At 46.8% G+C, this 14,207-nt stretch carries 10 protein-coding genes; 2 read left to right on the top strand and 8 right to left on the bottom strand.

Annotation, left to right across the window (positions count from 1 at the left end):
* Positions 1-43: 43 nt before the first annotated feature.
* From MHI55_RS05785 to MHI55_RS05755, 7 genes are all read right to left on the bottom strand, one after another.
* Positions 44-2,488 carry a glycoside hydrolase family 6 protein gene (locus tag MHI55_RS05785; protein WP_340389258.1) on the bottom strand — a complete coding sequence of 815 codons (2,445 nt, stop codon included), beginning with the start codon at positions 2,486-2,488 and terminating at the stop codon, positions 44-46.
* A gap of 571 nt (positions 2,489-3,059) precedes the next feature.
* Complete coding sequence (locus MHI55_RS05780; RefSeq protein ID WP_340389256.1) at positions 3,060-4,136, bottom strand: efflux RND transporter periplasmic adaptor subunit; 1,077 nt, start codon at positions 4,134-4,136, stop codon at positions 3,060-3,062.
* Positions 4,137-4,164: 28 nt separating this feature from the next.
* Positions 4,165-5,535 carry an ABC transporter permease gene (locus MHI55_RS05775; protein ID WP_083677543.1) on the bottom strand — a complete coding sequence of 457 codons (1,371 nt, stop codon included), beginning with the start codon at positions 5,533-5,535 and terminating at the stop codon, positions 4,165-4,167.
* A gap of 18 nt (positions 5,536-5,553) precedes the next feature.
* Positions 5,554-6,237 (bottom strand): ABC transporter ATP-binding protein, encoded by a 684-nt coding sequence (locus MHI55_RS05770; protein WP_047841819.1) that lies wholly within the window; start codon positions 6,235-6,237, stop codon positions 5,554-5,556.
* A gap of 383 nt (positions 6,238-6,620) precedes the next feature.
* Positions 6,621-7,784: a hypothetical protein gene (locus tag MHI55_RS05765; RefSeq protein WP_339285785.1), complete on the bottom strand. Its 1,164-nt coding sequence runs from the start codon at positions 7,782-7,784 to the stop codon at positions 6,621-6,623.
* The gene (locus tag MHI55_RS05760; protein WP_101314706.1) at positions 7,781-9,247 is read right to left on the bottom strand and encodes a HAMP domain-containing sensor histidine kinase; all 1,467 of its coding nucleotides are present in this window, start codon (positions 9,245-9,247) and stop codon (positions 7,781-7,783) included. Before MHI55_RS05760 ends, MHI55_RS05765 begins: the two co-directional genes overlap by 4 nt.
* A complete protein-coding gene (locus MHI55_RS05755; protein WP_036606313.1) occupies positions 9,244-9,957 on the bottom strand; it encodes a response regulator transcription factor in 714 nt (237 codons plus the stop codon). The genes MHI55_RS05760 and MHI55_RS05755 overlap by 4 nt, the downstream gene beginning before the upstream one ends.
* 216 nt (positions 9,958-10,173) lie before the next feature.
* Between MHI55_RS05755 and MHI55_RS05750 the strand changes: the two genes are divergently transcribed.
* Together MHI55_RS05750 and MHI55_RS05745 are read left to right on the top strand one after the other, a co-directional pair.
* Positions 10,174-10,650: an RNA polymerase sigma factor gene (locus MHI55_RS05750; RefSeq protein ID WP_036606312.1), complete on the top strand. Its 477-nt coding sequence runs from the start codon at positions 10,174-10,176 to the stop codon at positions 10,648-10,650.
* A gap of 261 nt (positions 10,651-10,911) precedes the next feature.
* Positions 10,912-13,659, top strand: coding sequence for a DUF5689 domain-containing protein (locus MHI55_RS05745; protein ID WP_257468112.1), 2,748 nt, complete (start codon positions 10,912-10,914; stop codon positions 13,657-13,659).
* Positions 13,660-13,755: 96 nt separating this feature from the next.
* Here MHI55_RS05745 and MHI55_RS05740 read toward each other — a convergent pair whose 3' ends face one another.
* Positions 13,756-14,016 carry a hypothetical protein gene (locus MHI55_RS05740; protein ID WP_101314704.1) on the bottom strand — a complete coding sequence of 87 codons (261 nt, stop codon included), beginning with the start codon at positions 14,014-14,016 and terminating at the stop codon, positions 13,756-13,758.
* Between the last annotated feature and the right edge of the window lie 191 nt (positions 14,017-14,207).

Raw genomic sequence — 14,207 nt, 5'->3', positions numbered from 1 at the left:
CTAACACACTGAGGATCGCGGTTAAGACAGTTACAAGTAAAGTTTAAGGCTCCATGCCCCATACCAGGTTTCCACCTTGGTGGAGTGTTACCTTGTTCCAATCCTGATAGGATGTTTTCGTTGGATCGAAGGAATAGTCATTAGTCTCGTCAAAGTTGGACCAGTCCGTTTTGTACATACGAAGCTGGATGTCTCCAGTCTGTCCACCAGCCTGAATGCTGCCAGCGCCAGATGTGAAGCTCAGCTCTACATACGAGTCTGTGAAGGTCCGCTGGATATTGGCTCCGCCAACTTGAGCGTAATCGATGGCCGAATCCATCGTAGCCGAGCCTTCTTTGGAGAAGTAATAACGGATCTTCAGATCACTCAGATTCACAGCAGTACTGCCCAAGTTTTTGATGTTGAAATACGGTTTGATCTGGCTATCTTGAGCATTGGTATCTCCAGCACGATATTGCACGACAAGATCACTCGTTGGTACAACGACACTTTGAGGTGTCGCGGAAGCTACAGCGGAATTGGCACTTTGCCCTGCTGCATTCACTGCACTTACCACATAATGATACGTTGTGCCGTTCGTCAGGGCAGTGTTCGTGTAGGACGTACCACTCACATTCGCCGCGATCGTTGTGAACGGACCTGTTGCACTCAGCGCGCGTTTCACATCATAACTTGTTGCACCTGTAGAAGCGGTCCACGTTAGGCTCACCTGTGCATTGCCTGCAGTTGCTGTGAGAGCAGTCGGTGCAGCTGGCGCCGTAACACCTGCAACAGGTGTAGCTGTTGCTGTTGCAGAGTTAACACTTTCACCTACTGCATTTGTTGCCGTTACCACATAATAATAGGTTGTACCATTGATCAGACCGGTGTTGCTGTAAGATGTTCCACTTACATTAGCTGCAACTGTTGTGAATGGACCTGATGCACTCAGTGCCCGCTTCACACTATAACTTGTAGCCCCTGTGGAAGCAGTCCACGTCAAGGAGACCTGAGCGTTACCGGCAGAAGCTGTCAATGCTGCTGGTGCTGCCGGAGCTGTTGTTCCGCCCGGAGGATTACCTCCACCGTTACTTGCAGGAAGTACAGGGAATGCGTTTTTCACCAGTGCCACGAATTGATCATGGAACCAGTGACCCGATACCGGAGCATTAGGCAATGCACCTGTTAATACACCATCCCGAGTTGTGAAGGTTGGATCACACATCCGGTCAAAACCTTTGCCTTCGTTATTCGGAATTTCGGAGCTGGAGCCATCGGATTCACCCGGAGGTTTCACCCATACATAAGCATCCAGATGCGCTGGTCCTGGTGCAGCCTTAGGTGCTTCACCAATACCTGCACCACTGGCATTACACCAGTTCCCCCGATGCTCCCGACGATCTACACGTCCAGAATTCACATAATCGTTGATGTTGCTGCCCGTAGCAGATGCTGGACGGTCTACCCCGCCCCACCCATTCCGGCTAGTATCAATCAGGAAACCTGTGCTGCTTGGCCAGCCAGCTTGTACGAAATCAGCATACAGGGCAGCGGTGAAATCGGTTTCGTCAAAATAAGGATTCCACTCATAAAACTTGGCAGATTTAATCGGTTGTCCACCGATATTGAGATCAGGGTTAGACAGGTTCGGCTCCCCCAGCGGTGTAGTGTTCGCTGTGTTTGTAATGAAGCCATCTGCACTGCTCAGACCTGCGGCTGTCCCTTGCACAACACTTGTATACAGCGCGACTGCTGCAGAACGGTTGTTATCCCATCCAAGCCAGCCGGAGTGGCCGATATCCAGATAGTTGTACACATTTGGAATGGCGTGCAGCTTGTCCAATGCATACTTCACACCCGCCTCATAGATACCTGTTGAGCTGGCTTGACCACAAGCTGGTGTACTCAGGTTGGTCACAAGGTTAGGCAGACTGTCCGGTTCAATGACAGCAATAATACGAATATCCTGATACTTCGGATCTGCGAAGATATCTGCGAGCACATCAATATAATCCGTTTTATAGGTCTGCAGTGCCGCCTGTGTTAGTGGAAGCTCACCATTCGATGCAAGTGCATGACAATCTCGTCCGGGCAGATTGTAAATAACAAATGAAGCCGTTATTGGTGTACCCGGTTTCTTTTGAGCGAGAACGGCATCAAGATGTTGCTCTACACTTTTGCGACCAGCGTTGTCCGTACCGCCATAGATTGCAGCAATCCGGTCAACCCATACTGCGGTTGGATACGATTTGATGGTCTCCATCTTGGCCTTCAACGACGCATCGTTGGTCAGTGCAATGGATGTATCCACGAGAGCTGAATAGTCCTGATTCAGATAGGCCGTTGCCCCTACAAATGGATTATCCACATGTGCTTCAGCCGCCTGAGCCAAGCCTGGAGACAGTCCAGGGAAAATCCCCGCCGCGAGCAGCGTTGCTGCCAACATTTGCTTTACACCTTTGCGCAGGATCTTCTTACCTCTCGATTTGGTTTTCAATTTAGTCTTCATAGTTCCACCTTTCCTTTAGTTAGATTGGGTTGTACTCATGTCTGATCCTCTGTGTCATTATGATGCTTAGCACGAAGAGAACGTTCGGATGAGTTGGTTGTATCACCTCCTAAAGAAATGGTTGTATCACTGTAATCTTGAGCAAACAAATGGTGTGTGAGGGCGAATCATGTGAATGAGTATAATATGGTGGGTGTGGTTGAACGTGTGTTAAACATGAAGAAGTGTGAAAAACGACTTATGGGATGTCTGAATCCTAAATTGGGTAAGCGCTTTCTTCAAACGGTTAAAAAAAAGGCCTTCTCCTATTCATCTACAAACATGATGTTCGGTGTCACCTCCTTATGTTCTGATTATACGACATGTAAATTTTACTGTAAATTGAATTATATAAATTTAATTATATTTTTTTCCATAATTCAGGCAGGAATCTGGACATCCCTTGCTCCAAAAGACACACGAGGTCCATCCTGGCAATCTGCCACAATGAACCTCGTGTTTTACAATGCCGAATTAACCCTCTCGTCTAGCTAGTCACTACATATAATGTCTCGTTCTTATATTCCTACATCTAGGGCAAAACGACAATGTCTCCCGGTTTCAACCCGCTAACTACTTCCGTCTTGTCCCCCGATTCCATTCCAGCCTGGATCGTCAGCGGCTCTGTCTGTCCATTGCCCTTGTCTAACAGTACGTAAGGCTCGGTCTGATCCCGCATGATCGCGAGACTGGACACTACCGTCACTTTATCCTTCCGCATCGTCTCGATATCGCCTTCCAGACTCACGCCTCCATACATTCTGGCGTCCGGCTTCAGATCAATGACCACGTCAAACTGTGAAGCTTGCTTGAGGTCCGTATCGGTACTCTTGCGGGCGAATTTGGACACCTTACTTACCTTCCCGGTGAATTGCAGGTCTTTCTGCGCTGTCATTCGCACCTTAACCGGCATGCCCACCTTGAGCCTGAACATTTCTTCCTCACCAACAATCGTCATAAATTTCAGTTTGCTGATGTTTGTAATGGACCCGATCAGCTGTCCTTCCGTCACCGCACGTGTCTTGCTATCCTCTTCATTCATCTGAAATATACCGGAAGCGGAAGCATACACAACAGACTTACTTATAACTGCCTGCTTTTTCTGTATCTCCTTCTCCTTGAGGACCAGCGCTTTTTGATTCAATTCATTCGTCAGGCGTTTACCTTCCCGATCTGCAAATGCCTTCTTGCGCTCCTCTTCCGTCACGCCAAGGGACTCACTCATATTCGCCTGATCCAGGGTAACCTGATTCATCTTGTTTTCCAGCTGAGCTTTCTCCAGATCACTCTGCAACTGTTCTACTTCCGTTTGTAACGTGGAAGTATCGAGGGTAAACAGGATATCACCTTTGCTCACCTGCTCACCACTTTTCACATGCCACTGCTTGATGTTGGAAGCATACGGAGCAAAGATATCCGTCTGATCGGTGTATACGGATTTCCCCTTCACCTGTATCGTTTGCGTCATCGTTTCCTGTGTCACATCAAAGGTAATCGGGGGCGGAATCTCTATAGGTGCCTCCGGTTTTGGCTTGTACTTTTCATACAGCCAGTACCCTGCACCTGCCAAAAGTACAATGGTGATGATAATTTTAATCCATTTCTTCATGTGCCCAATTTCCCTTTCGCTGATAAAATTACATTGATTTGATCACAGTTAATGCATTGGTCCGAGATGCGCTGATTGCCGGATATATACCCGATACAATGCCAACCAGAACAGCAAAAACGATGCCAAGTGGCAGAGCCGACTGCTGAATAACGACGGTCATTGGACCATTCATCTGATCTGCCATCTGACTCGCCAGCAGACTGTTCACCCCGCCGAGGGCAGCAAAGGCGATCCCCACACCAGCCACGCCGCCCATTAATCCAAGCATCGCTGCTTCCGTAATAAACATCTGACGGATCTGCCACAGATTTGCGCCCAGCACCTTCATCACACCAATCTGTTTACGACGCTGATGCGTAGACATAATCATCGCTACAATAATGGATAATGAGGCCAGTAACATGATAAAACCACCGATCCCCAATGCCGCTTTTTGGTACATCGCCAATTGACCTGCCATCGCTTCCTCCTGGAACAGATTACTCTGTGTGTTTAACGTCAGCTTTTTAATCTGTTCTTCCACCTGGGATACATAACGTTTATCCTCAACCTTGACCAGAGCCGAGTTAAGATGCTTGGCCGCACTGCTGTCGGCCTGCTGTAATCCAAGCTCATCCTGCAATGCACGAGCTGTATCGAGCGGCAGATATACTTTTTTATCGTTTTGAGCGCTCATCTCATCCATGTTGGAAGGCTTCGTCAACTCTCCAGACACACGTATAGAACCACTCATTTTGGTTTTGCTCGCATTCGCATAATCTTCATATCGGAACTGAACCAGCTGCTGAACCAACTGATCCTGCTTCGCTGACATTTCCGTAAACTGCTCCAAAAGCTCGTTGTTATATGGATCAGCATTCAACTGCTCGAATAACTTCTGAGTTACTTTGGGGTCCACGAGTCCAAATGCAGCCCCATAACTGGTTACCGCCATACGACCATCCTCTGCCCCACGTCCCTCAGCATACTTGTATCCAAACCCGCCCAGGGTCTCCAGCTGGGTACCAATGACCTCAACATACGTGCTGCGACCATCCGGAAGCACCATTTCCAGCGAATCCAGCTTTAACATGGGAGCCACGGCAACCACATGAGGAAGTCTTTGGATAATCTGAATCTTTTCCAACGTCAATGCTCCCCGTTCAAACTTCGATGTCTGACCATTCCCCTTGCCGTTCCCAGTACGTATGCCTTCATTGGGCGTAATCGTGATTTCATCCATCTTGTAATTGTCGTTCAATGTTTTCTCGCTATAGGTCTGTACGGACTGCCCCACACTAAGTGCAATGATCATGGCGGCAGAACCGATGGACAGCCCCATCATACAAAGCAGCGTGACCATTTTTCTGCGAATGATCTGTCCCCAGGCCATACGTGCTACATCCCGTATTCTCACTTTTCCTCTCCTTTTGCCTCAAACTTCCCTTACAGCTTCTTCGACCAGTATTCCATGTTGCAGTGTAAGCACAACTTGCATCTGCTCCGCGACCTCTGCTTCATGTGTCACAATGACAAAGGTTGTATTCATATCCCGGTTAAGCTGCTGCAAAATCGCAATGATCTCTTCCTCCGTCTCGGTATCCAGATTCCCGGTAGGCTCATCTGCAAAGATCACCGAGGGCTCTGTAATGAGCGAACGTGCAATACTGACACGTTGTTGTTGACCGCCCGACAACTGTGACGGGAACAAGCTTGCCTTTTCACCCAGTCCCACTTGTTCCAGCAACTTCAATGCTTTTGCTTTGCGTTTCGAAGGGCTTATCCCCATAAACACCAAGGGTAACTCTACATTTTCCCGGATCGTAAGATTGGACAGCAGTTCATAGGATTGAAAAATAAACCCGATATGACTGCGCCTGAACTCAGCCAGGCGATTTTCACTGAAACGTACAATATCTTGTCCCGCAATTAGAATCTTGCCCTGATCCGGTTTCATCAGCCCCGCCATCAGATTCAGCAGTGTGGATTTACCCGAACCAGAACTGCCCAGCAGGGCTACCATCTTGCCTTCTCCAATCGTCAGGTTGATATCCTGAAGCACCGGCACAGTTCCCTGGCCATTGCGGAACGAGTGGGATAATTGTTCAACTTGAAGCATTGCTACATGTCTTCCTTTCTACTTGCTAAATATGTACAGAGGTTGTTCAAAAAAACCCGCTTTTGATTACGAAGGATGTCTAATGACATCATCAACATCGAATATAGAATTCAGCCGAAATGTCCGTTGCTCACGTAGTTTTCCCTACGCTCTGCTACTCCATTTCTAGCTTCATCCCATCTTCTCGGTACTGAAAACCAGTTTTTTTGAACTTGTATGTATAGATTCGTGTAGCACATTCCCTTATCATTATAGGGTGGAGATGTATCCGGGCTGGCCGGAGTTGTATCCAACTTGTAACATGTCATAACAAAAAGACCTTGTCCACAGAGCAGCTATCGCTCCATCAGACCAAGGCCTTATATTCGTATACCTTCCGCAGCTTACCAGGCTCTGAAACTAAAGCGGTACATTTCACTTTTATCCACTGAGCTGCTTACAGCAAATAATTCATCGTCATTCCATTTCAGACTGATGAAGTTATCAATATTGCGATAGATCACCGTATCCGACGAAATCTTGCTGTCATTCAGGTAGGCAACATGCAACTCATTTTTCTGATTCTGACTGTCCATCGGGAAAAAGTAAGCTATTCGGGATTCATCTGCATCCAGATCGAAGCTCCAGATCGAACCTTGTAATAACAGATCATACTGCTCCTCTGCTGCGTGATACCGATACAGCCCCTGTACCTTATTCATCGTTCCCTGGATGAGCATGTCACCATTTTTCAGCAACTTGTACTGTTGGATGTCTTCCATTGCAGCATACGCCTTCACTTCATGCTCATCCTCAAGCGATACACGATAGATAGCATACTTGTCTTTCAGCATCACCAGTATATAAAACTGTTGGTGATCCTCACTGACCTGCAACACATCCATAACGATAAACGTATCACTCGAACCTTTCCCTTGTTTTGGTCCTGTGAACATGCTCATCAGCTCTTCATACGTGTAGATGACATGACTCGTCCCCTGGCTCAAATCAACTTGTTTAAATAACAGATCATCCTGACCGATGTAGGATTCGTTCCCTACAAACACTCGATAATACGAGTTGTCGTACGGAAGCTTGCGACGTTCCCCGCTCTGTATTATATACTCATACGTTGTCTTCTGCGTCTGACCTGCCCGATACTGGGAGTAAATGATTTTCTTGTGATCCGGGCTGATCGTTACACCGTAATCCGTATTAGCCGCAATGTTCTTCACTTCCTTATCATCCAGATGCAGAAGAGACAGCTTGAGCCCTGAATAGGAAAATTCCGGCTGATTAAATATAATCGTATTCCGGTCTAACACTTCAAAATCAAAGATCGCAAAGTCATTTGGAATCTTGGTAGCCGACTCGATCTGAATCGTACTGCTCGGTGGTGGTGCCAGACGGCTGTTGAACTGCTCACTTGGCAAAATCACCGTTCTTGGTTTGAGATTTCCGAGACTGAACAGGCTCCCAATCCCAAAAATCCCGCTGACAAATGCGATCAACAACCCTGACAGCATCAATCTGTCACGATTTTTACGCCAAAATCCAGGATGTCTCATGCGTTCATTTCCCCCGGAAGACTGATATTCACTTGTGTCCCTTCCCGCATGATGCTCTTCATCTCCACTGTTCCTCCATGACGCTCAACGATGTTCTTCACAATAGATAAACCCAGCCCGGCACTGCCTTTCTCGGCCCTGTTGATTCCTTTATCCTGGTAAAAGGGTTCAAATACATGTTGGAGCGCTTCTGCACCGATTCCTTCCCCCTGATCACGGATCACAATAGCAATGGAATCACCTAACCTGAAGGATTGTACTTCGATAATGGAGTTCACATCACTGTACTTGACCGAATTATCCAGGATGTTGAGGAAGACCTCCTTCAACTTATCCCGATCTCCCTGCACATACTGATGTTCCTCCAGCTCATAGTGAATGCCTATATTGTACTTGCTCGCCTTAATCGACATGTCCTCACAAGCTTCACGAATAATATCTGATATATCGATACGTTCGAACCGGTATGCCTGAATGACCGCAGAGGAGACCGAGACCTCCAGAATATCCGCAACCATCGTGTTGAGACGCTGGCTTTCCTTGATGATATAATTCATGCCCTTGTCAAAAAAGTCCTGGTCGGTAAATCCGTTATCCCGTAAAATCTGGGCGTATCCCAGAATCGTCGTTAAGGGTGTCTTCAATTCATGTGTCACATTGTCAAAAAAGACTTTGCTTCTGGCCTGTACTTGCTTCACTTCGTCCCGCTCTCGCTCAATCACATCAATCTGCTCCCGAACCCGATCAATCATGACGGTGAAGCTTGAAGCCAGTTCACCGATCTCATCCTTGGTTGTAATCTGAATGTCCGCATTCAGACTTCCTTGGGCCACTTCCGCAGAACGTTTCGTGAGTACACGGATGGGTTGTGTAATTTTCCGGGAAATAAAGATGGATGCGATAAATACAAATACGAAAATAACTGCTGCAAAAAACTTGATTGTATTTTGAAAACGAAGGTTGCGTTTGAACAATTCCGTGTAATCCTTCTTCATCTGTACGATTCCAATCAATTGTTGATCCATCTGGAGAGGGAAGGACAGACTGGCTGTGACCCGACCCTTATCCACAACTGTGGTGTAAGCAATCCGGGAATGTACGGCTTCCTCCACATCAGGATGGTCAGACCGCTTAGCAACGTTAACCTCGCTGCCAACAGATTCGTATGGCGAAGCATCGGGGCGATATACTATAATCTCCCCACCAACGGCTGATCCAATCTGCTCCGCGAGCTCGCGACTCCCTGCTTCGAGCGAGTCTCTGCTCATGCGTTTGTTATGTATCAGAAAGTACTGATTCAGCGCAATGTCCAGATTTCTTTTGGATTGCACCATATCCTCATGCACTTCCCGGTACATATTCTCCTGGGCTACCTTATTGGACAGAATCAGCAGGACGGAGAATCCGATAAATACAATGACCGAGAATAACACCACCATTTTGAACTGGATCGTCCACTTCATGTCTGTACCTGAATATTCAGCTTGTACCCCACACCGAATACCGTTTCAATCATCGAAATGCCTTGCACACCACTATCCAGTTTCTTGCGAATCCGTTGCACATGAATGTCCACCGTTCGGGTATCCCCTGCAAAATCAAATCCCCATACCTTGTCCAGCAGTTCAGAACGTGTATGAACCTTACGATGATGGGTCACGAGAAATAACAATAGATCATATTCCTTATTCGTAAGTCCTGCCCGTTCCCCGTCTTTCCACACTTCCCGTTCATCCTTGCGGATCTCAATATGCTTGCCAAGCCTTACCACCTCATAGGACTGATTCTCCAGTGTCTCGCTGATCAGATCAATCCGGCGAAAGATCGCCCGAATGCGTGCAACCACTTCACGGATATCAAAAGGCTTCGTGATATAATCATCCGCCCCAAGCTCCATGCCAAGTACCTTGTCCAGCATGTCCGACTTCGCAGTGATCATGATGACAGGTATCTTGGAGTTCACAGATAGTTGCCTGCACACATCAAAACCGCTCATATCTGGCAGCATCAGATCCAGCAGGATCAGATCCGGCTTCGAATCCCGAAGCAGATCCAGACCCTCTTTTCCCGTAGCTGCTTCCTTGATCTCAAATCCTTCCTTACGTAACGAATAGGACAAAATATCGCGAATGGACTCCTCGTCCTCAATAATTAAAATCTCTTTTTGTCTCATGATACTTTCGTAATCTCCCTGCTCTATGAATTTCCTTCATCTGCCTTTATTTTGTATCCCAAGCGGTATGCTTGAATAGAGGGAAGCACGAAATGTTACAACTCCGATACAACTCTGAACCTTTTGGAAACAACCACCCGATATACTTGGATAATAAAGAGACTCATACCAGACCGGACCCAAGCCTGATCTGTATCCAAGGGGGATTCACATCATATGAACAGCACACAAATTAATGATGCTTATATCAACTATAAATCAGAAATCACAAGGTATCTATCCCATATTGTCAAACAACCGCAAGATGCAGAAGATCTGGCACAGGATTGTTTCATTCGACTAATGAACGTTACCGTGGATATCCCTGAAGATCGCATTCTCTATTATCTCAAACGCATTGCCCGTAACCTGGCGATGGACAGCTTCCGCAGGCGGACCCGTACACTCAGACGAGACAGCCGTCTGGAGGTACCTACCCACCACGTCGATACTTCCCACCTTGAAATTAGCGAAGGTGTTCATGATCTTGTTTCCCATATTAACAACACCGAACATCGTAAAATATTAGAACTTCGCCTCATCCATGGATACTCCATTAAGGAAACGGCAGAGCTGGTGAATCGCAGTGAAGGCATGATTAAATCCTCTGTCTTCCATGCCGTCAATCGAATTCGGGCCAAAGTCATCTCATAAGAGATGGCTTTTTATTTGCGTAAAATCAATATGTACGCAGAATTGGATGGATTATGACGGGACCGAAATACCTATGGATATGTCAAAAGACCCAATTTTACAAATATCGAGTTAATTTTTACAAATTGTTATGACTATGTGAGATTTTCATGTGGTAGAATATGGACGAACTCATGAATCAACTAATATTTGGGAGGGATTTGGTTGGGTAAATTAACAGGTATGCGAGGAGTATTTTTAAAATCACTCCTGGCATTGTCCATGGCTTTGCCGCTTCAGGTCGGATTATGGAACGGAGATGCATCGGTTCATGCGGAAGGACCGACAGACCCGGCACCGTTCATCCAGGCAAAGGTTGTGAACCAAAATGCAGGTAAAAAAGTATTGTTCGACAACTCTCACGGCCAAACGGCTGGAGCTGCAGACTGGGTCATTGATGGAGGTTTCTCCGACTTCGGGAATGCACTCGCGAATGATGGTTACTATGTCAAAGAACTTCGCAAGACAACTCCATTTACCTATGATGATCTGAAAGAGTATAACGTATTCGTTATTGCAGAGCCTCAAATTCCTTTCAAAACATCCGAACAAGCAGCACTCAAACAATATGTTGAAACGGGCGGCAGCATCTTCTTTGTTGGAGATCACTATAATGCAGACCGTAATAAAAACCGCTGGGATGGCTCTGAAGTCATCAACGGCTATCGTCGGGGAGCATTCGAAGATCCGGCCAAAGGTATGAGCACCGATGAGCGTAATTCTGAAGCGATGCAAAATGTAACCGGCTCGGACTGGTTGTCCGATAACTTCGGCGTACGTTTCCGCTATAACGCACTTGGCGATATCAACGCCAATATCGTTGTACCGGCAGATCAAGCCTTCGGCATCACAGAAGGCTTATCGGCTGTAGCCATGCACGCCGGTTCAACACTTGCAATCACCGATCCGGAAAAGGCAAAAGGTATTGTGTACCTGCCAAAAACCAACGCAAAATGGAATAACGCGGTAGACCAAGGTGTCTACAACGGCGGCGGGATTGAAGAAGGTCCTTACGTGGCTGTATCCAAGCTGGGCGCAGGTAAAGCTGCCTTCATCGGTGACTCCTCTCCAGTAGAAGATGCATCACCAAAATACTTGCGTGAAGAGACAGGCACACGCAAAACAACTTATGACGGTTTTAAAGAAGCCGATGATGCCGTGTTGCTCGTGAACACCGTAAACTGGCTTGCTACACAAGAGAACTACACAAGCCTGACTGAAGTGAACGGACTTGAACTGGACACAGCTACAGCGCTGTTGCCATTCGAAGAGCCGGCTGCTTCCACAGAACCACAGGCTGAACCTTGGTCCGCACCTGCTGCCGGATATAAGTGGTACGATCGTTCCACGTTCAAGGCTGGTTCTTACGGTGGCCCTGCATCCAGTGCGAACGCTGCATACAGCTTCGTGAAACAGGATACTCTTCCGAATGCAGAAGACTTCCAGATTCGTGTAGTTGTGGAGAACATGGCTCCGAACACAACCGTATCCGGTTATAGTGCCGGTATCTATCTGACTGGCGGAACACAGGTCGCCATGATCCAGAATGAAAGTGGTACTTGGCCAACTTCGTACGGGTATAGCTCCACATTCAGTGTAACCTCGGACAGCCAAGGTCGCGGGATCAAAGATCTGGACGTCCGGATCAAACCAGGTACAACTGGCGCTGCCAGCTTGCGTCTGCGTCTGAATGGTAGCAACCTGATCACCAATGCCGTGACTGTTGGCAATGTGCCAGCAGAACAGCTTCCGGAAGAAGAAGGACCGATTCCAGCAGCTATCACAGTTGCTGAAGCACGTACCAAAGCTGCTGGCACTACCGTAACCATCGAAGGTGTTGTGACGACAGAGCCTGGTGCATTCGGTGGACAAGCCTTCTATCTTCAAGATGAAACTGCCGGAATCTACGTATTCCAGCACACTAGCGGCTTCCATGCTGGTGACAAGGTGAAAGTAACAGCAGCAACAACCATCTATAACAGCGAGTTCGAGCTTACCGATATCGTTGCGATTGAGAAAACAGGTACGGCTTCCGTACCTACTCCAATCGAGGTTACTGCAATTACAGATGCGAACCAAGGTCAACTGGTTCAATTGAAAAATGTAACGATTGAGAATATCATCAGTGCTACACCAGTTGGATCTTTTGAATTCGACGCGGTAGCAGCAGATGGAACGAGCACACACATCCGTGTAGACACCCGTACAGGTGTGACGGAGACTTCCTTCCCTTATGCTGCTGGTGACAAAATCGATATCACAGGCGTTTCCGCTATTTTCAAAGATGTATATCAATTGAAACCTAGAAGTTTGAATGATTTTGTACCTGCTGAAGAGCAAGGTGGCGGCGAAGTGCCTTCCACTCCAGCTGCAGGAGCACCGGGTAAACCGGTGCTTTCTTCTGATAATGGATATACCACTGGCCTGTTCGAAGGTTCGTACAACGTAAGCATGAACCTCTGGTGGGGTGAAAACGGTTCTGAGTACAAACTGTATGAGAATGGCGTTCTGATCGATACGCAGAAGTTGACTGCGGCTTCGCCATCGGCTCAGTCCTCCAAAACCGCCATTACAGGCAAAGCCAACGGCACGTATACTTATGTAGCTGAGCTGACCAATGACAAAGGCACAACACGCAGTGACGTGCTGACGGTACAAGTAACCAATGCTGCTCCGGGCAAAGCTACGTTGTCCCAAAACAACTGGGATGGTGACGGCAACTACAACGTATCCATGAACCTCTGGTGGGGTACAAATGCAACCGAATATCGTCTCTATGAGAATGATGTATTGATTGATACACAAGCGTTGAACGCAGCAACACCAGCTTCCCAAAGTGCTACAACTGAATTGTCGGGTCGCGCTAACGGAACGTACACGTACCGTGCTGAGCTGATCAACGCTGCAGGCGTAACCAGCACCGAGACAATTACGGTTCAAGTTACTAAAGCTTTGCCTTTGGCTAGTTAAGTCTCAGTAAAGAAGCCTAACGTTTAACCAAGCAACTAAAAAACCGAAACCAACATTGCCTGATTCACAGGGTAACATGGTTTCGGTTTTTTAGGTTCATTTCAAACGTTCCAGCTCATTCCATTTCTTCCAACCTAGAATACTGTTCCATACAGCAGCATAAACAGCCACGGCGATAACACTGATGACAAAAATCCAGTTTATGTGGGGATACGGATAACTTCTCCCCGTGAAAACGATCAGGATTGCACTGAGTCCAATATTCTCTATGTTATGCTTTTTAAACTTCTGAAAGAACATTCTGTAGAGTAATAGGAGTACCATAAACCCAATCCATATAAAATAAAATACTTCCATAGGTCACCTTCCTTTTAAAGCTCACTTCTTGTATCGGTATCTATAAAGAGTATTAATTAATATCCTTAATTCCCTTTATATAGAAACATATTAATCTTATATGTAATTGGAAAATTATTCAATCATTATTATACAATTCTTGGAATACTCTTATTCCTCAGCCGTTAGCAGACCATCAAGAACGCTACTTT

Origin of the sequence: Paenibacillus sp. FSL E2-0151, from assembly GCF_037993015.1 — a bacterium.
GTDB lineage: Bacteria > Bacillota > Bacilli > Paenibacillales > Paenibacillaceae > Paenibacillus > Paenibacillus amylolyticus.
The sequence above is the reverse complement of the archived record's forward strand: the minus strand, read 5'-3'. Positions and strand labels throughout refer to the sequence as shown.